The 15,594-nt window shown below is 67.6% G+C and carries 17 protein-coding genes; 5 read left to right on the top strand and 12 right to left on the bottom strand.

From position 1 onward, the window contains the following. Nucleotides 1-5: 5 nt before the first annotated feature. Together WMF14_RS34335 and WMF14_RS34330 are read left to right on the top strand one after the other, a co-directional pair. Entirely contained in the window at nucleotides 6-1,259 is a 1,254-nt protein-coding gene (locus WMF14_RS34335; RefSeq protein WP_437793081.1) for a hypothetical protein, read from the top strand. Between the two features lie 371 nt (nucleotides 1,260-1,630). After that, entirely contained in the window at nucleotides 1,631-2,593 is a 963-nt protein-coding gene (locus WMF14_RS34330; protein WP_437793079.1) for an STAS domain-containing protein, read from the top strand. A gap of 49 nt (nucleotides 2,594-2,642) precedes the next feature. On the opposite strand, the gene WMF14_RS34325 is transcribed toward WMF14_RS34330, so the two are convergent. The 8 genes from WMF14_RS34325 to WMF14_RS34290 form a co-directional block, all read right to left on the bottom strand. Further along, complete coding sequence (locus WMF14_RS34325) at nucleotides 2,643-3,695, bottom strand: peptidase dimerization domain-containing protein (protein WP_437793077.1); 1,053 nt, start codon at nucleotides 3,693-3,695, stop codon at nucleotides 2,643-2,645. 43 nt (nucleotides 3,696-3,738) lie between these two features. After that, nucleotides 3,739-4,515: a hypothetical protein gene (locus WMF14_RS34320; protein WP_437793075.1), complete on the bottom strand. Its 777-nt coding sequence runs from the start codon at nucleotides 4,513-4,515 to the stop codon at nucleotides 3,739-3,741. Nucleotides 4,516-4,737: 222 nt separating this feature from the next. Continuing rightward, complete coding sequence (locus WMF14_RS34315; protein ID WP_437793073.1) at nucleotides 4,738-5,205, bottom strand: hypothetical protein; 468 nt, start codon at nucleotides 5,203-5,205, stop codon at nucleotides 4,738-4,740. Nucleotides 5,206-5,386: 181 nt separating this feature from the next. Beyond that, entirely contained in the window at nucleotides 5,387-5,869 is a 483-nt protein-coding gene (locus tag WMF14_RS34310) for a hypothetical protein (protein ID WP_437793072.1), read from the bottom strand. 47 nt (nucleotides 5,870-5,916) lie between these two features. Next, entirely contained in the window at nucleotides 5,917-8,334 is a 2,418-nt protein-coding gene (locus WMF14_RS34305; RefSeq protein ID WP_437793070.1) for an ATP-binding cassette domain-containing protein, read from the bottom strand. Nucleotides 8,335-8,342: 8 nt separating this feature from the next. Next, nucleotides 8,343-8,762, bottom strand: coding sequence for a DoxX family protein (locus tag WMF14_RS34300; RefSeq protein ID WP_437793069.1), 420 nt, complete (start codon nucleotides 8,760-8,762; stop codon nucleotides 8,343-8,345). After that, a complete protein-coding gene (locus WMF14_RS34295) occupies nucleotides 8,759-9,199 on the bottom strand; it encodes an SRPBCC family protein (RefSeq protein WP_437793067.1) in 441 nt (146 codons plus the stop codon). Before WMF14_RS34295 ends, WMF14_RS34300 begins: the two co-directional genes overlap by 4 nt. Then, on the bottom strand, nucleotides 9,196-9,525 hold the full coding sequence (locus tag WMF14_RS34290) for an ArsR/SmtB family transcription factor (RefSeq protein WP_276596697.1): 330 nt from the start codon (nucleotides 9,523-9,525) through the stop codon (nucleotides 9,196-9,198). Before WMF14_RS34290 ends, WMF14_RS34295 begins: the two co-directional genes overlap by 4 nt. Nucleotides 9,526-10,077: 552 nt before the next feature. Here WMF14_RS34290 and WMF14_RS34285 point away from each other — a divergent pair. Further along, nucleotides 10,078-10,587, top strand: coding sequence for an RICIN domain-containing protein (locus WMF14_RS34285; protein WP_437793065.1), 510 nt, complete (start codon nucleotides 10,078-10,080; stop codon nucleotides 10,585-10,587). An 89-nt stretch (nucleotides 10,588-10,676) separates the two neighbouring features. On the opposite strand, the gene WMF14_RS34280 is transcribed toward WMF14_RS34285, so the two are convergent. The 3 genes from WMF14_RS34280 to WMF14_RS34270 all read right to left on the bottom strand — a co-directional run bounded on the left by WMF14_RS34280 (nucleotide 10,677) and on the right by WMF14_RS34270 (nucleotide 12,355). Next, nucleotides 10,677-11,051, bottom strand: a complete 375-nt coding sequence (locus WMF14_RS34280) for a VOC family protein (RefSeq protein WP_437793063.1) — start codon at nucleotides 11,049-11,051, stop codon at nucleotides 10,677-10,679. A gap of 182 nt (nucleotides 11,052-11,233) precedes the next feature. Next, complete coding sequence (locus WMF14_RS34275) at nucleotides 11,234-12,115, bottom strand: alpha/beta fold hydrolase (RefSeq protein ID WP_437793061.1); 882 nt, start codon at nucleotides 12,113-12,115, stop codon at nucleotides 11,234-11,236. Nucleotides 12,116-12,178: 63 nt separating this feature from the next. Continuing rightward, a complete protein-coding gene (locus WMF14_RS34270) occupies nucleotides 12,179-12,355 on the bottom strand; it encodes an SDR family NAD(P)-dependent oxidoreductase (RefSeq protein ID WP_437793059.1) in 177 nt (58 codons plus the stop codon). Between the two features lie 244 nt (nucleotides 12,356-12,599). On the opposite strand from WMF14_RS34270, the gene WMF14_RS34265 reads away from it, so the two are divergent. Next, nucleotides 12,600-13,247 carry an acyl-CoA-like ligand-binding transcription factor gene (locus WMF14_RS34265; protein ID WP_437793058.1) on the top strand — a complete coding sequence of 216 codons (648 nt, stop codon included), beginning with the start codon at nucleotides 12,600-12,602 and terminating at the stop codon, nucleotides 13,245-13,247. A gap of 409 nt (nucleotides 13,248-13,656) precedes the next feature. Then, entirely contained in the window at nucleotides 13,657-14,487 is an 831-nt protein-coding gene (locus WMF14_RS34260; RefSeq protein ID WP_437804345.1) for an SDR family oxidoreductase, read from the top strand. Nucleotides 14,488-14,508: 21 nt separating this feature from the next. On the opposite strand, the gene WMF14_RS34255 is transcribed toward WMF14_RS34260, so the two are convergent. Next, the gene (locus WMF14_RS34255; protein ID WP_437793056.1) at nucleotides 14,509-15,387 is read right to left on the bottom strand and encodes a hypothetical protein; all 879 of its coding nucleotides are present in this window, start codon (nucleotides 15,385-15,387) and stop codon (nucleotides 14,509-14,511) included. Between the last annotated feature and the right edge of the window lie 207 nt (nucleotides 15,388-15,594).

The following is a 15,594-nucleotide window of genomic DNA, read 5'->3' as shown; positions in this document are numbered from 1 at the left end:
TGTCCATGCGATATCGAGCGTTCCTGCCGCTGGTCTTCGCTCTACCGGCGTGCGGCCCGGCGGCCGCGCCCTCGCCTGCCGCGAGCGCCGCGCCCGCCGCGGCCAAGGCGGCGGCCACCACGGCGCCGTCTCCGTCGGCGCCCGCCGTGGGCGTCGCGCCTGCGCCGGCAGCGAGCGCCGCGCCGGCGCCGCAGAGCGCCTGTGCGCTGGAGCGCGGCTTTCACGGCACGATCGGCCCGAAGCTCGAGATCTTTGCGCGGATCGAGCGCGACGGAGGGACGGTGCGGGGCCGTTACTTCTATGCCCACGTCGGCGTCGACATCCCGCTGGCCGGGGCGGTCACCGACGCTGGCGAGCTCGCGCTTGTCGAGGGCAACCCGGCGCGCCCGACGGGCCAGTTCGCGGGCACCTGCCGGGCGGACGGCCACCTCATCGGGACGTGGACGAGCCCGCGGGGCGCCTCGCTGCCGTTCGACCTCGCCTCGGTAGGCGCCCGCGATGTGCTGCTCGTGGCCACGAAGAAGAGGGCGCGCCGCTTCCCGCCGCAGCCGAACCCCGATGGCCCATCCGACGGGATCGGGATCCCCTTCGAGCCAGGCGAGGCGTGCAGCGAGGATCTCGCCTGGCCAGAGATCTTCGGCGCCGCGACGGCGAAGAGCGAGGCGGCCCTCAACCGCGCGCTCGAGAGCGGCGCGTGGGTGTTCGGGCAGGGGGATGAGGCGAGCTTGCGCGCGTGCAAGACGGGCGAGCGAATGGCCGCCTCGCGCACCTTCGAGATCTCCCTCAACGAGAAGGGGCTGCTCGCGGTCCGCTCCCACGATGCGATGCGCTACGAGGGGGGCACGCACCCCTGGGATCCTGGGCCCGAGCGCTGGCAGGTGCTCGACGCGCGCACGGGCGCGCCGGTGACCCAGCTGCTCGAGCGGTCCGCCGCGTCGAAGAAGGCCCTGCGGCCCTTGCTGGAGCGCTGCCTCGCGCCGCTCGCCGACGGCGACGCGGCCGTGCTCGAGCTGCTGCGGGAGCGCGTGAGCCTCGACAACCCGGAGCTGCTCCTCCTGCCGACGCCCGCCGGGCTGAAGCTCGCCGCGACCGGATATCCGCCGCCGCTGCGCGTGCTCGAGGGGGATGGCCCCATCCTGACGTGGGCGGCGCTCGCCGGCGCGGGCGCGGTCGGCCCGAGGAGCCCCCTCGCTCGTCTCTGGGAGGGCCGCAGCGCGGCCGCGGCGGCGGACCCGTGCGCGAAGCAGGGGTCGCCCTGAGCCGGATCCGATCGGGCCTGTGAACCCGATCCGGTCGAGACGACAACCGACAACCCGACCCGGGTTGAGGCGACCATCGTCAATCTCATGGTGTGACGAGCCCGGGAACCTGGCCGGACCTGACCGGACTCGACAGCTGGATCCGCCGCGCCGTCGTGATCGGCGACGCAAGTGAGCTCCTCATCCAGCAGACGTCCGCCGGGTTGAAGCTCGCCGCAACCGGAGATACAACGCTGCGTGCCTCCTGTCTGCGCGGGCCGTCCTGTCATCAACGCGCGCCCGCGCCGCGCTCGTCGGACGCGACCCGGCTCACACCGAGGCCGTCTTTCCCGGGGAGGATGCTCGTCACGGAGCACGCGGACCAAAAGAACATGGAACAGAAGACAACTCCGACGATCACCGAGCTCGAGCGTGAAATCGATACGCTGCGCCGACGCGTCGCCGATCTGGAGATCCCCGCGCGCCGCTACCAGGCCCTGCTCGACGGGGGCATCGTGAGCATGATGATCTACGACGGCGAGAGCCGCGTGCTCGAGGTGAATCGTCGGTGGGAGCAGCTCTGGAGCTTGAGCCTCCGGGATGTCGCCGAGTGGCGGTTGCTGAAGGACGAGCAGGTATCCGCCAATGGGTCCATGCCCCTCGTCGAGCGGGCGTTCTGGCGGGGCGAGGCCACGGCGTTGCCCACGATTCGCTACGATCCGGTCCAGGCAGACACGCTCCAGAAGGGACTGGCCCGCTGGGTCGCCTCTTCGCTCCATCCCATCAGCGACGCTGCGGGCAACGTGCGCGAGGTGCTGCAGATCCACGTGGACGTCGGCGAGCTCAAGCGGTCCGAGGACGAGCTGCGGGTCCAGACGGCGCAGCTCGAGGCCGCGATCGCCGAGCGGACTCAGCGGCTCGAGGAGCAGCTCCGCGTGAGCGAGGAGCAGCAGCGCGCCATTGCCGCGCTGTCCACGCCCGTGCTCAGGCTCTGGGACGGCATCCTCGCGCTGCCGCTCATCGGTCGCATCGACGCCGAGCGCGCCGCCCATCTCCTCGAGGTGCTTCTGCAGGCCATCGTGGACACGCAGGCGGAGCATGTGATCCTCGACGTCACCGGCGTGCCTTTCATGGACGCCGAAGGGGCACGCCACCTCGGCAATACGGTGCGCGCTTCCTCGTTGCTCGGGGCGCAGTGCATCGTCGCGGGCATCTCGCCGGCCATGGCGAGATTGCTGATCGACTGCGATCTCGGCTTCGATGGCGTCCCCATCGTCGCGAGTCTCCAGGACGGCCTTCGGAGCTTGTTGTCCAGCCGCAACGGCGATCGGGAGAAGGGGAGTAAAGTCCCATGACTCTCCCCTCCTCCCTGTTCAATTTTCTCTCTCGAGATGCCAACAACAGTCACGTCATCTTGGCGAACCAGCTGTCGAGGATGGTTTGCGCCCGCGCGAGCTCCGAGAGCTCCGTCACCTCGTTCAGAGCGTGCATCGTCCGCTCCGCGCCCGGTCCGAAATTCGCCGCCGGGATCCCGAGCGTCGTGAAGCTTGCCACTTCCGTCCAGGTTTGCCGCGCCTCGACGCCTTGAACGCCGCTCTGTTCGAGAGCGGCGATGAGCGCGTGGTTCCGGTTCGGCGGCGCCGGACGGGAGAGCTCCTCGAACCGGACGGCTCCCACGCGGTCCACGAGCGCCATCAGTCGTTCTTGCGAGGTATGGGAGCTCGTGCTCGGACCGTACGTGTGGTGCACGTTCACCTCCAGGTGGTCCGCCACGACGCTGCCGGAGCGGCCCCCGTGCGCCGAGGTGGCGTTCATCATCTCGTACCAGGTGAGGCCGTCGACGACGTCGGGTACGGGCTCGAACGCGACAAGCTGAGAGAGCACGCGCGCGAACTTGTGAATCGCGTTCACGCCGGCCCCGGGCAGCCCGCTGTGCCCCGTGCGGCCTGCAAAGGCCAGCGTCGCGTGCGTGGAGCCTCCCGAGCCGAGCTGGAGCTTGTTGTCCGTGGGCTTGAGCACCAGGGCGAAGTCGGCCCCCCGGAGCTCGGCATCCTGCTTCATGACCACCCTGAGCTCGCTCGCGTCGAAGCCGCACGCTCCGCGCGCGTGGAACACGAGGGTGATATCGGCGTGTACCTGCGGCCGGCGCTCGGCCAGATCGAGCATCAGGCAGAGGCCGCTCTTCTCGGCGGCTCCAGCGCCGAGCACGCGGTTCTTCTCCGTCCTCGCTTCGCCTCGTTGCCCCGCGTTCGCCACGTCGAGCTGCCCGACGAGCAGAATCTTGGGGCCTCCCGACCCGCGCGTCAGCGGCGCCACCAGGGAGTCCCCGTAGCGGCGCGGCGGTGAAGCCAATGGGAGCGCCGCGAGACGTTGAGCCAGCTCGTCGGCCAGGTTGCGTTCCTCACCCGACGGCGAGGGGATCTTGCACAGCCACAGCAAATTTTCGAGCAGCTCCACGTCGACCTCCGATCAGACCAGACGATTCGCGCTGGCTCACCCCTCAGTCGTACCGGAATTTTCGGTACCAGGACACCAGCCAGAAGGCGAGTATCGCTCCTAGCACGGTCACGCGCATGCCGGTGAGCCAGAGCCTTGGGTGAAGCGCGAGGGACAGCGCGCCGGCCGCGAAGATCGCCGCGAGTTGTCCGACATGGATGATCCGGAGATCGGCGAGACCACGCGGGTGACGCACCCGCAGGGGAGCCCCACCGAGCGTGGTCGACGCGCCGAAGTACGGCCTTAGCTCGCGCACCAGCGCGTCGTGCGAGGCATCGTCGTCGGGCACGCCCTGCAGCTCGAGCTCGACCCGAGAAGTCCACCAGAGCAGCCGGCGGAGATACCACCGCTGGAGGACTCCTCCCGCCTGGTGCCTCGCCGAGGAATCGATGTAGCGAAGGAGCGCCTCGCACAGCGGCGGGGAGAAGGTCTTCCGGGCGAACGGGCGGACGATAACGATCTCCCCGATATGCGCCGGATCGAAGCGGGCGTCGCGCTCCAGGAGCCTACCGTCGCTCCACCACGCCGCCTGCTCCAGGGGCACGACCCTCGCATGCCGGTCCTCCTCGGTCTTTGCTAGGGAGCGGTCCATGGTGCGGACACTCTCCGTCATCTGGAGCGCGTCGCCGCCCACCGCGAGCACGGCGACGGGCGGGTAACCGCGACGCGGCCGGCGGTAGATAACAGCGACGGCGGCTTCCTCCTCGAGCGAGATCCCGCGGGATGGGATCTCGGCCCGGATTCGGCGCTCGTCGGCGTGAAGGCGGATCACGTGCGGCACGCAGGATCCTTAATCCGGTGGAGCGGCGCAGGCGAACAGGTCCACGCCATCGCCGCTCTGCCATGGTCATGCCGCCCACATAAGCACCCCGACGCCGTTGTGCGGAGCCCGCGCGCGGACAGGCGGATGGGGGACGTCCTGCGAAGCCTGGGTAAATACTCTTGACGCTCAAACGGATGCTTTGCTCGCTTCTTCCTCCGGGAGCTTGCGCGGAGGCGCTGGCTAGCTCGCGGGGCGCACTGGCGCAGCAAGATCGAAGTCACCGTATACCCAGATCCCGGCGGCGTCGTAGAGCTTCGTCAATGCTGGCTTGAAAACTCCGTTCTTCCCCCACGGCTGGAGATCCCCGTCGAGCTCGCAGAATGAAAGATCTGTTGCCCCAGCGGCCTTCAGCCTCTCGGCCCGTACCAGTACCGCAGCCAAGATCGCTTGGTCGAACGGCTTGACGAACTCGAGCTCGCCGCCGCTCAGCTCGATCGCGCGCGCCAGCATGGCGTCGTCGAGCGCGAAGACATCGAGCCCCGGGTGCTTGCGCAGCGCCGCGAGCATCGTGTCGAGCTGCTTGAGCTCCTCTTTCACTCTGCTCTCGAACATGCTGAGCACCCGTAACGCCGTGGCCTCCTCGTTGAACGAGATTTTTTCCGTTCGCCTTGCCCCAGCGCAGAAACTGGCGAATGGCATCTGCTTCATGCCGAGGCTTGAGCTCCTGGATTGGACGACGTGCCTCGTTCAGGCAAATGGACGGAAGATGAAGCTTGAGCTCTCCCGCGGCAGCACGGTTGAGAAGATCAACCGCTGCTTTTTTCTTGTGATGCGCAGGCGCAGCATAGTCTACGACCCAATTGGTCTCGACGAAGACGTGCCGCATCGTTCAGGTCCCGGTGCGCCTCATGCTCGCACGCGGCCCAGCCGCACGCACCTCTCCTTGCTCCAGAGCGGGCACCACGTGATCCTCGACGGCCTCACGCAAGTCTGGCGCCAAGGTGGCCAGATTCGATGGATTCGTGAGCCCTTCCAGCCAGCGCTGGACTTCGTCCTCGAATTGAACCCCGCGCAGTCCTGGCTCTTCAATCGCACGAATTGTCGACGCCACGCCGGCTTCGAAGACGCCTGCCGTCGAGAACGCCCCGACCAGCTCCACCGATCCTTCCTCGTAGCTCGCAAACGTATCGCGGTAGATGCGCACTGCGTCCGACGTAACGAGCATCCCGGTAGCGTAGCCATGGCGCACCATGTACGCCTTGAGCTGTTGTTCTGACGCCTGGAGATCGTGGATCGACAGCTTCACCTCGACGACGAGCGAGCGGCTCGTTCCGTCGCGGGAGGTGACCAGAATGTCCGGAGCAAACGACATGCACGCATTGTAGCACGTCAAGCTCCCACGGGGAGACGCGGCCTCGCTCAGCGAGATCGCGCAGCTCGGGCAGCCTTCGGCTGGCTCCCGACGAACGCCGCAAGGTGCTCGCCGGTCAGCGTCGACTTCGCCGCCACCAGATCGGCCGGGGTGCCTTCGAACACGATCCGCCCGCCGTCGTGGCCCGCGCCTGGACCGAGGTCGATGATCCAGTCGGCGTGCGCCATCACCGCCTGGTGGTGCTCGATCACGATGACCGACTTGCCGGAGTCGACCAGCCGGTCCAGCAGCCCGAGCAGCTGCTCGAGGTCGGCCAGGTGCAGCCCGGTGGTCGGCTCGTCGAGCACATAGACGCCGCCGTCAGCGCCCATGTGCGTCGCGAGCTTGAGCCGCTGCCGCTCGCCGCCCGACAGCGTGGTGAGCGGCTGGCCGAGCCGCAGGTAGCCGAGCCCCACGTCGGCCATGCGCTGCAGGATCGCGTGCGCGGCCGGCGTGTGCCCCTTGCCAGCACCGAAGAAGCCGACAGCCTCCGTCACCGACAGGTCGAGCACCTCGGCGATGTTGAGCTTGCCGAGGCGGTACTCCAGCACAGACGCCTGGAACCGCCGGCCCTCGCAGTCCTCGCAGACCGTGGTGACGCCGGCCATCATCGCGAGGTCGGTGTAGATCACCCCCGCGCCGTTGCAGGTCGGACAGGCACCCTCGGAGTTGGCGCTGAACAGCGCGGGCTTCACGTTGTTGGCCTTCGCGAACGCCTTGCGGATCGGCTCCAGCAGGTCGGTGTACGTCGCCGGGTTGCTCCGCCGCGAGCCGCGGATCGGGGTCTGGTCGACCGACACCACCCCGTCACGGCCGGACACCGAGCCGTGGATCAGCGAGCTCTTGCCCGATCCCGCCACGCCGGTCACCACCACCAGCACGCCGAGCGGAATGTCGACATCGACGTTCTTCAGGTTGTGCGCGCGCGCGCCACGCACCTTCATCACACCCGACGGTCTCCGCACCGACTGCTTCAGGGACACCCGGTCGCTCAGGTGACGTCCGGTGAGCGTGCCGCTCGCCCGCAGCCCGTCGACGGTGCCCGTGAAGACCACCTCGCCGCCGGCGGTGCCGGCGCCGGGGCCCAGGTCGACGACGTGATCGGCTATCGCGATCGTCTCGGGTTTGTGCTCGACCACGAGGACGGTATTGCCTTTGTCGCGCAGCCGCAGCAGCAGCTCGTTCATCCGCTGGATGTCGTGGGGGTGCAGCCCGACCGTCGGCTCGTCGAAGACGTAGGTGACGTCGGTGAGCGACGACCCGAGGTGGCCGATCATCTTGGTGCGCTGCGCCTCGCCGCCCGACAGCGTGCCCGACGGCCGGTCGAGGCTGAGGTAGCCCAGCCCGATCTCCACGAACGAGTCGAGCGTGTGCCGCAGCGTCGCCAGCAGCGGCTTGACGGACGGCTCGTTCAGATCGCGCACCCACTTGGCCAGGTCGTTGATCTGCATCGCGCAGGCTTCGGCGATGTTGATCCCCTTGATCTTGGAGGACCGGGCCGCCTCGCTGAGCCGCGTGCCGCCGCACTCGGGACAGGTGGAGAACTTGATCGCGCGCTCCACGAACGCCCGGATGTGCGGCTGCATCGCGTCGACGTCCTTGGACAGCATCGACTTCTGGATCTTCGGGATCAGCCCTTCGTAGGTCAGGTTGATGCCCTCGACCTTGATCTTGGTCGGCTCCTTGTGGAGCAGGTCGTGGAGCTCCTTCTTCGTGAACTTGCGGATCGGCTTGTTCGGGTCGAAGAAGCCGCAGCCGTTGAAGATGCGCCCGTACCATCCATCCATCGAGTAACCGGGGATGGTGAGCGCACCCTCGTTGAGCGACTTGCTGTCATCGTAGAGCTGGGAGACGTCGAAGTCGGATACCGATCCCATGCCCTCGCATCGCGGGCACATGCCTCCATTGACCACGAACTCGCGCTTCTCGGTCTTCTTCCCGCCGGCCTTCTCGATCGAGATCGCCCCGACCCCGCGGACCGACGGGACGTTGAAGGAGAAGGCGTTGGACGAGCCGATGTGCGGCTTGCCGAGGCGGCTCCACAGCACCCGCAGCATCGCGTTGGCGTCGGTCGCCGTGCCGACCGTCGAGCGGGAGTTCTGGCCCATCCGCTCCTGGTCGACGATGATCGCGGTCGTCAGCCCTTCCAGCACGTCGACCTCGGGCCGGGCCAGCGTCGGCATGAACCCCTGCACGAACGCGCTGTAGGTCTCGTTGATCAGCCGCTGCGACTCGGCCGCGATGGTGCCGAACACCAGCGACGATTTGCCCGATCCCGAGACGCCGGTGAACACGGTCAGCCGCCGCTTGGGGATCTCGACGCTGACGTCCTTGAGGTTGTTCTCCCGGGCGCCCTGGACGCGGATCAAGTCGTGGCTGTCTGCGGCGTGCTGTCTGTCTGTGGCGTGCTGTCTGGAGGAGGCCATGTCCGCGATCATGTCACCAACACCGACGGTCTGTGAAGGGGTTCCGGCAATCTGCGCGAGTCCGGCCGCAGCGCCCACGACGTCACCGCCAGCGCGAGGACCACGAGCGGCGCGACGACGTGGCCGGCGTTGCTCGTGGAGTCGCTGGCGCCGACGGCGGCCCAGGCGAAGGCGGCGCCGGTGAGGTCGAACACGAGGCCCGCATACGCCCACTCCTTCAAGCGCGGGAATCTCGGCGCCAGCAGCGCGAGCGCGCCGAGGATCTTCCAGATGCCGAGGAACGTGACGAAGTGCATCGGGTAGCCGAGGCGCACGAAGCCGTCGACGCTCGCTGGCGCGTGGATGACGTGCGCCACGCCGCCGGAGACCATGGACGACGCGACCAGGCCTGTGGTCGCCCAGTAGGCCACGAGCCTTGCCCGGCTCATGAGACCCTCTCGAGCAGGTCGACGAGCTTCCCGCCCATCATCTTCCAGCCGTAGCGCGCGCCGGCGAAGTTCTGCTTCTGGTCCGGCTTGAAGCCCGATTGCACGAGGGACAGGCGCGTCCCCGACGCCGTTGGCGTGAGCGTGAAGGTCACGACGGTCTCCAGGAAGGGGACGCTCCACGTGTAGCTGAGCTTCCGATGTGCTTCGATCTCGACGAACCGGCAATTCACGGTGCCGTCCCAGCCGGGGTAGGGCTGCGTCTTGAGCGTGAACGCCGCCCCCGGCTCGAGCTGGAGGCCGATGGTGGGCAGGAGCCACTCCGCGAGCAGCGCCGGTTCGGTGAGCGCGCGCCACACCTTCTCGGGCGCATGCTTCAAATCGAACTCGAACGAGATGGATTCGGTCTGCGATTGTGCGGTCGTGTCGGTGAGGTTCATTCGTCCATTTTCTCCAGCAATTGTTCGAGGCGATCGACGCGCTCCGTCCAGAAGGCGCGGTAGTGCGTGATCCAGTCGACGAGCGGCTTCAACCCGCGCGGCTCCACCCGGTAGTAGACACAGCGCCCCTCGCGCCGGCCGCTCACAAGGCCGGCGTCTTTCAACGTGGCGAGGTGCTGCGAGATCGCCGGCTGCGAGATGTCGAAGCGCGCCGTGAGGTCCTTCACGGCCGCTTCGCCACGCGTGAGCGACTCGAAGATCGCCCGGCGGCTGGGGTCCGCCAGCGCCTGGAAGATCTTGTCTTCGAGCACGGCCGCGCTCTGCATGCACGACTTATAAGCCGCTGCTTATCGATTGTCAAGCGCCTGGATCCAGCGGCGAGGCGTGGGCGTGGCGCGCTTCGACGCGGCGAGCGGCCGCCACGTCGCCGGCGACGCGCTGCGCTGGACCGCCGAGCGGCCGGCGTGCGGCGTGCGGCGAGGCCGTGCTGGTCGAGGGCACGACGCCGCGTATGGCTGCAGGGCCAGCGGGTTCCTCTCGGGCGAGTCCTTCGTCGCGCGCGCTCCGATCGAGCGCCTCATCCGAGCGCGGCGCCGGACACTGGGCCTGGGATGCCGACGGGGCGTTCCCGCCGTTCACGGGCGGCGCGTCGATCATTTTACAGAAAGGCGAGAAGGTTCCTGGAGGTGCCCCAATTCCCACCTTCGCGCCGGTCAGCGCTGAGAAGGCGCTTCCTACCACGACCAATTTAACGGCAGCTCGCGGCCACATCCGTGAGTCGTGCGGCGCCGCTTCCGGAAGTCAGAAGGCCGCTTTATGAGACCGGCGAAGAGAGCGCTGCCTGCAGTTCATTTGCTGGCTCTCTTTGAGGGGGTCCTATGCAATTTCTCGGGTACCGTTCGGCGGGCATGGCCGCTGCCAGTGTCGCCTTCTTGTTCGCGTCTCACGGTCTGGCCCAATCTGTGCCGAGTGGACCAGTTCAGGTGATCTCGGAGAACAGCGGCCTGTGTCTGGATGTCCCGGGCTTCAGCACGAGTCCTGGCTCCACTCTTCAGCAGTGGGGATGCAACGGCGGCAACAACCAGCGATTCTCGCTGGTGGGCGCGGGCGGCGGCAATTACTTTATTGTTGCCACGCACAGCGGCCTGTGTCTGGATGTCCCGAACTTCAGCAGGAATTTCGGGACGACCGTCCAGCAGTGGGGATGCAACGGCGGCAGCAATCAGCGGTTCTCGCTGGTGAGCGCAGGCGGCGATAACTATTACATCGTTTCCGAGAACAGCGGCCTGTGCCTGGATGTCCCGGGCTTCAGCAGGAATTTTGGGACAACCATCCAGCAGTGGGGATGCAACGGCGGCAACAACCAACGTTTTCGTCTCGTTCCATGATCCGTTAGGAGCGCTGCGAGGGCGCGCCGAGGGCCGGCGCGACGAGCGACCGGCCCTCACGGCTGTAGCGAGTCGGGTGCAACGAAGGGTCAGGCCTCGGGTTCGTGGCAAACCACTTCGATGTTGTGCCCGTCCGGACCAATGACGAAAGCCGCATAATAGTTCGCGTGGTAGTGCGGGCGCAGACCAGGCGCGCCATTGTCTTTGCCACCCGCCTCCAGAGCCGCGCGATAGAAATCCTGGACTTGCTGACGATTCTCGGCGGTGAAGGCCAGGTGAAGATGCGCCGGCTTCTCCTCGGTTTGGAACAGGCACAATGAAGCCTTACCCTTCGGGCTAAGCTCGACGCCGTACGTCGGCGGCCCCTCCGAGACAACAGATACGCCGAGCGGTTCGAGCGCCTTGAGGAAGAATGCTTTGCTCGCTGCATAGTCGCTGACTCCGAATTTGACGTGATCGAACATGATTTCTCCTGAAGCGTGTGGGCCTGCGCGAGGTCTGACGTCTGGCCGTTCAGCTGCGGGGATGCTTGCGTCAGCGCGCGTCCCCGGCAGCCGCAATGGCTTGTTAGCCATCGTTGCTGCGTTTGCGAGCGCGCCAGAGTCTACGATCGCTCCGACGGCCCTAGCGATCTGGTCTCCTTCGTTCATTCGTTCCCTCGATTCATTCCATGCCCCTCCACGCGCCTGACGAAGGCGCTCATCAACGCAGCGCACTCGGCCGGATGGGTCTCCAGCAGGAAATGCGGGCCGTCGAGGATGTGCGCCTCCATGCGCGGGAGCGCCTTCATCCAGGAGAGGGTCTCCTCGAGGCCGAAGAAGATATCGTGGCGCCCCCACAGCATCAGCGCCGGGGGTTGCCAGCGCTCGAGATACTCGGCGATCTCCCCGAACCGCGCGACATGGCTGCGATAGTCGAGCACCAGCGCACGCTGCATCTCGAGGCGGCCGGGGAGCGACATGATCCGCCAGTCCTCCTCCCACAGCCGGGGATCGATGCGCTCGGCGATGTCCCGGGGTACGCCGCCCACATATTGGTCGCGCGTCCCCTCGAAGGTCAGGTGCGCGGTCGCCTCGGCTTCCCGCTCCGGCGTGGGATCGTCCCAATAGGCCCTGGTCGCCGACCATTGCGGCCCCATCCCGCTCTTATGGGCATTGGCATTCTGGACGATGAGGCTGCGTATCCTGCGCGGCGCGCGCGTGGCGAGATGAAGTCCTACCGCCGTTCCATAGTCGTGGAGGTAGAGGTGGAAGGACCCGGCTCCGAGCCGTGCGAGCAGCGCCTCGATCATGTCCGCGAAACGCGAGAATGAGGGGCGCTCGACCGGCTCGGAGCCGCCGAACCCCGGAAGGTCCGGGGCGATCACGAAGCAGTCCCGCGCGAGGATGCCGATCACGTTGCGGAATGATTCCGAGGAGCTCGGAAAACCGTGGATCAGGAGGAGCGCCGGCTTCTCCCGATCGCCCGCCAGGCGGGCCGCGATTTCGGCATCTTCAACCTCGAACCTCCTCACTTCCGGTTCTCTCATGGCACCTGGTTCCTTCGATGCTTTCAAATGTCTGACAGGCCTCCCGGTAGAAGGTGACACGCCCTACCCGTTCGCGCGAGGCGTGCGCCGAGGCTGTCGGCAGGCCGAGCCGTAGCTCGCGCTCTTCGCCGCGTTGCGACTGATGAGCACGATGTCGGCGCCGAGCATCGCCAGGGACCGCGCCGTCTCTTTGCCGATGCCGGACGTCGCGCCCCTGATGAGCACGCGTTTGCCTCTCATGAACAGCCATGGTCTCGTCTCCTGGGTCCAATGCCCGCGGCGGGGGTGAGCGGCCGCCCTGCGGCGCCGCGCTGTCACGCGCTGGACCCATCGCCGGGCCTCCGTGGCGGCCAAGGCGGTGATGCGCGGCAAGCAGCGATGCCTCGCGCGCGAGCCTCTTCGTCCGGCCCCCACCCACGGCGGGGCACGGCGAAGAACAATGTGCTCCTCGGTCGCGTTTGTCAGGGAGGAGCACCCGGAGCGTGTGCGTGGTACCTTGGCCCGCATGAAGGAGGCCGGCGCGTCGGGGCTCAGGGAACGCAAGAAGGAGCGCACGCGCGCGCAGATCATCGAGACGGCGATCGAGCTCTTCTTGAAGAACGGCTACGAGCAGACGACCCTCGATGACGTGCTCGGGGTGGTCGAGGTCTCGCGGAGGACGTTCTTCCGCTACTTCGAGTCGAAGGAAGACCTCGTGATCGCGTGGATGGACCAGTTCATCGAGGCGGCGCGCGAGGCGGTGCGGGCGCGCCCGCGGAGCGAGCCGCCCGTCGTGGCGCTGCGAAACGCCCTCAAGACGATCGTGAAGCTCCACGAGGGGGATCTGCCCCGCTTCGCCCTGATCCAGCAGTTCGTCGCGCGGACGCCGGCGATCCGCGCGAGGCAGCGCGAGCGGCTGGGACACTGCGGGGAGGAGATCTGCGAGCCGCTGGCCGAGCGCATGGGCCTGGACGCGCGGCACGATCTCGCGCCGCGCGTGCTGGCGAGCTGCGCGATGGCGGTCGTGCAATCCGCGATGGACGCGTGGGTCGCGCGCGGGGCCACCGACGACCTGCCAGAGCTCGTGGACGAGGCCTTCGGGACGCTCGCACGCGAGTTCGGCCGCGGTGGGAGCGGCACCTCGGCGCAATGAGCGCCGGCTCGGTCGTCTCCGCCTGAGGCGCGCCGCCGGTTCGTCTGCCGGCGAGGAGCGCTCGCGAGAGGAAGTGCGCCTTCTTGACAAATGCCACTGAGTAGCTATTCTTCCTGGGTAGCTGCTTCCAGTCGCGTTCCGGTGCTTGATCGCTCCACGATCCTGCGATCGAAGGGGGCTCAGCGCGCCTTTACAGCTTCCGTTTGGATCGACCTTGCCGAGCCGCTTGGCCGAGGCGGCCAGGTCTGACCTGGCGGCGGATGCTCACGATCGCGCGACGCCAGCGCATGAGACCCTCCATGGCACCTCGGCGCGCGGCGGCGCTGGCTTGCTTCTGATTCAGCTTCGAGCGGTGTCAGACCGTCGGCGGCTGGCTGGACAACGCCGGTCACGACAAGAAAGGAGTCCTATGGCAAGGGTATTGATTACCGGGTGCAGCAGCGGGTTCGGCTTCGAGGCAGCCAAGGCGTTCCGAGCGCGTGGGGACGAGGTGTTCGCCGGCGTGCGCGACTTGAGCGGAAGAACCGTCGGCGAGCTGAGGGAGCTCGGCGTGACGCCGGTCGTGATCGATGTCACCGACGACGTGGCTGTCGAGCGCGGTGTCACCCAGGTGCTGGCGGCAGGCCCGCTCGACGCGCTGGTCAACAACGCGGCGATCTTCCTGCACGCTGCGGTCGAGGAGACGTCGGACGCCCTGGCATACCGCATGTTCGAGACGAACTTCTTCGGTCCGCTGCGGATGAGCAGGGCCGTGCTGCCCTCGATGCGCGCCCGAAGACAAGGGGTGATCGTCAATGTGTCTTCCGTCGCCGGTTTCCTCGGAATGCCGGGGCACGGCATCTACGCCGCGACCAAATTTGCGCTCGTGGGCATGTCCGAAGCCCTCTACCATGAAGCCAAGCCGTTCGGCGTCCGCGTACGGGTCGTGGAGCCCGGCGCCTTTCCAACGACGGAGATCTTGCGCAAGGCTCTGGGAGCGGCGCGTCACTTCGGATCTCCTTACCAGGCCCACCTGGACGCCTTCGCGTCGGCGATGAGCTCGTTCCAGAAGGCCGCACCGTCGCCGGACGAAAGCCTCGTGATCGAGGCCATCTGGCGCGCGGTGCACGAACCGGAGACGCCGTTCCAGCAACCTGTCGGCGCCGACGCGCAGGCCGTGGCGGCGGCTCGCCGCGCGCAGCCGTTCGAGGCCGTCGAAGCGATGATCCAGCAGACGCTCGGGCTCGGGTCGGCGTCGTAGGTCGAGACCGAGGACCCTCGTTCAGCGGAAGGCGAAGCGGTCGACCGTGATCTTGTAGCTGAGTTGTTCGCCGCGCTCGATGCGGCCACCGAGCGATAGGTTGTGCTCCTCGCCGCTCGTCGCCACGTACTTCGCGTCGGCCGCCACGAACGTGCACGCACCCTCGATCGGCTGCGGGCGCTCGGAGAGGCAGCTGTGGCCGTCCTCGGCGACGGGGCGACAGACGCGGGTGTCGATCTTCAGCGCCTCGACCTCCCCGCGCGAAAACAGGCGCTCCTCGTAGGTAATCTTCATGGGCTCCTCGCAGCGAACGTAGATGGGCAGATACTGATGCTGCGTGTCCCGGTACACGACGCCGTCTTCGATCTCCTCGCGCGTGCCCTCGGCCACGTCCAGATAGCCCTTCAGGCGGACCGGCGCCTCGACCGCGGCGGGGAGACCCTCGGCGGGCATCGCCTCGGCGTGCGGGTGATCGCCGGCGTAGACGAGGACGTTGAGGAAGCGTTGCCGCGCGCCGTCCCCGGCGGGGTCGAAGATCTCGCTGACCGCGTCGCAGCGTGCGGCCTGCTCGGCGGAGTGGCTCTCCATGTTGTCCCCGATCGACCCGAACCCGAGCGCGTAGACGCCCACGCTCGCTCCCCAGCCATTGTCGTCCTTGGACGCGGCCAGGCCGGCGGCGTCGTTGTTTGGGGCGATCCAGAGGTTGTTGGTGGTGAGCGCGGGGACGTGCGTCAGCGAGCGAACGAGGGAGCCGTTGTCACCGCAGCCGCGCCCGATCTGTTCATAGGTGGTGTCTACCTCCGCCGGAGTCGACGGGGTTGCCGGCGCCTCGGTGGGCTCGGCGAGCGTGTCGCCGTCCGATCCGCCGCAGCCCGCGACGAAGATGAAAGGAGCCCCCACGAGAACCAGCGAACGAAAGTAGTTCCTCATGACGGCGGCGGGGAGCAAAGCTCGTACCTCCCCGATCCATGCGGATTTTCCGTCCAAATCGCGGCGCGAGACGCGACGCGTGAACGGGGCGCCACACCTCGGCCGCTTGCGACGCGGCTGGCGTCATCAGCCTCGCGGCCGGCTACGAGCGCCGCAGAGAGCGCCAAGGCCGCCTTC

Source organism: Sorangium sp. So ce693, assembly GCF_051521375.1.
In the GTDB taxonomy this organism is placed as follows: Bacteria; Myxococcota_A; Polyangia; order Polyangiales; family Polyangiaceae; genus Sorangium; species Sorangium atrum.
Note: the sequence above shows the minus strand (reverse complement) of the source record. Positions and strands in the feature narration are given on the sequence as shown.

Excerpts from the sequence above, each read along its gene's own strand:
- WMF14_RS34280 (WP_437793063.1), bottom strand. The coding sequence starts at position 11,051 with ATGTTCGATCACGTCAAATTCGGAGTCAGCGACTATGCAGCGAGCAAA.
- WMF14_RS34305 (WP_437793070.1), bottom strand. The coding sequence starts at position 8,334 with ATGGCCTCCTCCAGACAGCACGCCACAGACAGACAGCACGCCGCAGAC.
- WMF14_RS34295 (WP_437793067.1), bottom strand. The coding sequence starts at position 9,199 with ATGAACCTCACCGACACGACCGCACAATCGCAGACCGAATCCATCTCG.
- WMF14_RS34260 (WP_437804345.1), top strand. The coding sequence starts at position 13,657 with ATGGCAAGGGTATTGATTACCGGGTGCAGCAGCGGGTTCGGCTTCGAG.
- WMF14_RS34285 (WP_437793065.1), top strand. The coding sequence starts at position 10,078 with ATGCAATTTCTCGGGTACCGTTCGGCGGGCATGGCCGCTGCCAGTGTC.
- WMF14_RS34315 (WP_437793073.1), bottom strand. The coding sequence starts at position 5,205 with ATGAAGCAGATGCCATTCGCCAGTTTCTGCGCTGGGGCAAGGCGAACG.
- WMF14_RS34310 (WP_437793072.1), bottom strand. The coding sequence starts at position 5,869 with ATGTCGTTTGCTCCGGACATTCTGGTCACCTCCCGCGACGGAACGAGC.
- WMF14_RS34335 (WP_437793081.1), top strand. The coding sequence starts at position 6 with ATGCGATATCGAGCGTTCCTGCCGCTGGTCTTCGCTCTACCGGCGTGC.
- WMF14_RS34330 (WP_437793079.1), top strand. The coding sequence starts at position 1,631 with ATGGAACAGAAGACAACTCCGACGATCACCGAGCTCGAGCGTGAAATC.
- WMF14_RS34275 (WP_437793061.1), bottom strand. The coding sequence starts at position 12,115 with ATGAGAGAACCGGAAGTGAGGAGGTTCGAGGTTGAAGATGCCGAAATC.
- WMF14_RS34290 (WP_276596697.1), bottom strand. The coding sequence starts at position 9,525 with ATGCAGAGCGCGGCCGTGCTCGAAGACAAGATCTTCCAGGCGCTGGCG.
- WMF14_RS34270 (WP_437793059.1), bottom strand. The coding sequence starts at position 12,355 with ATGAGAGGCAAACGCGTGCTCATCAGGGGCGCGACGTCCGGCATCGGC.
- WMF14_RS34300 (WP_437793069.1), bottom strand. The coding sequence starts at position 8,762 with ATGAGCCGGGCAAGGCTCGTGGCCTACTGGGCGACCACAGGCCTGGTC.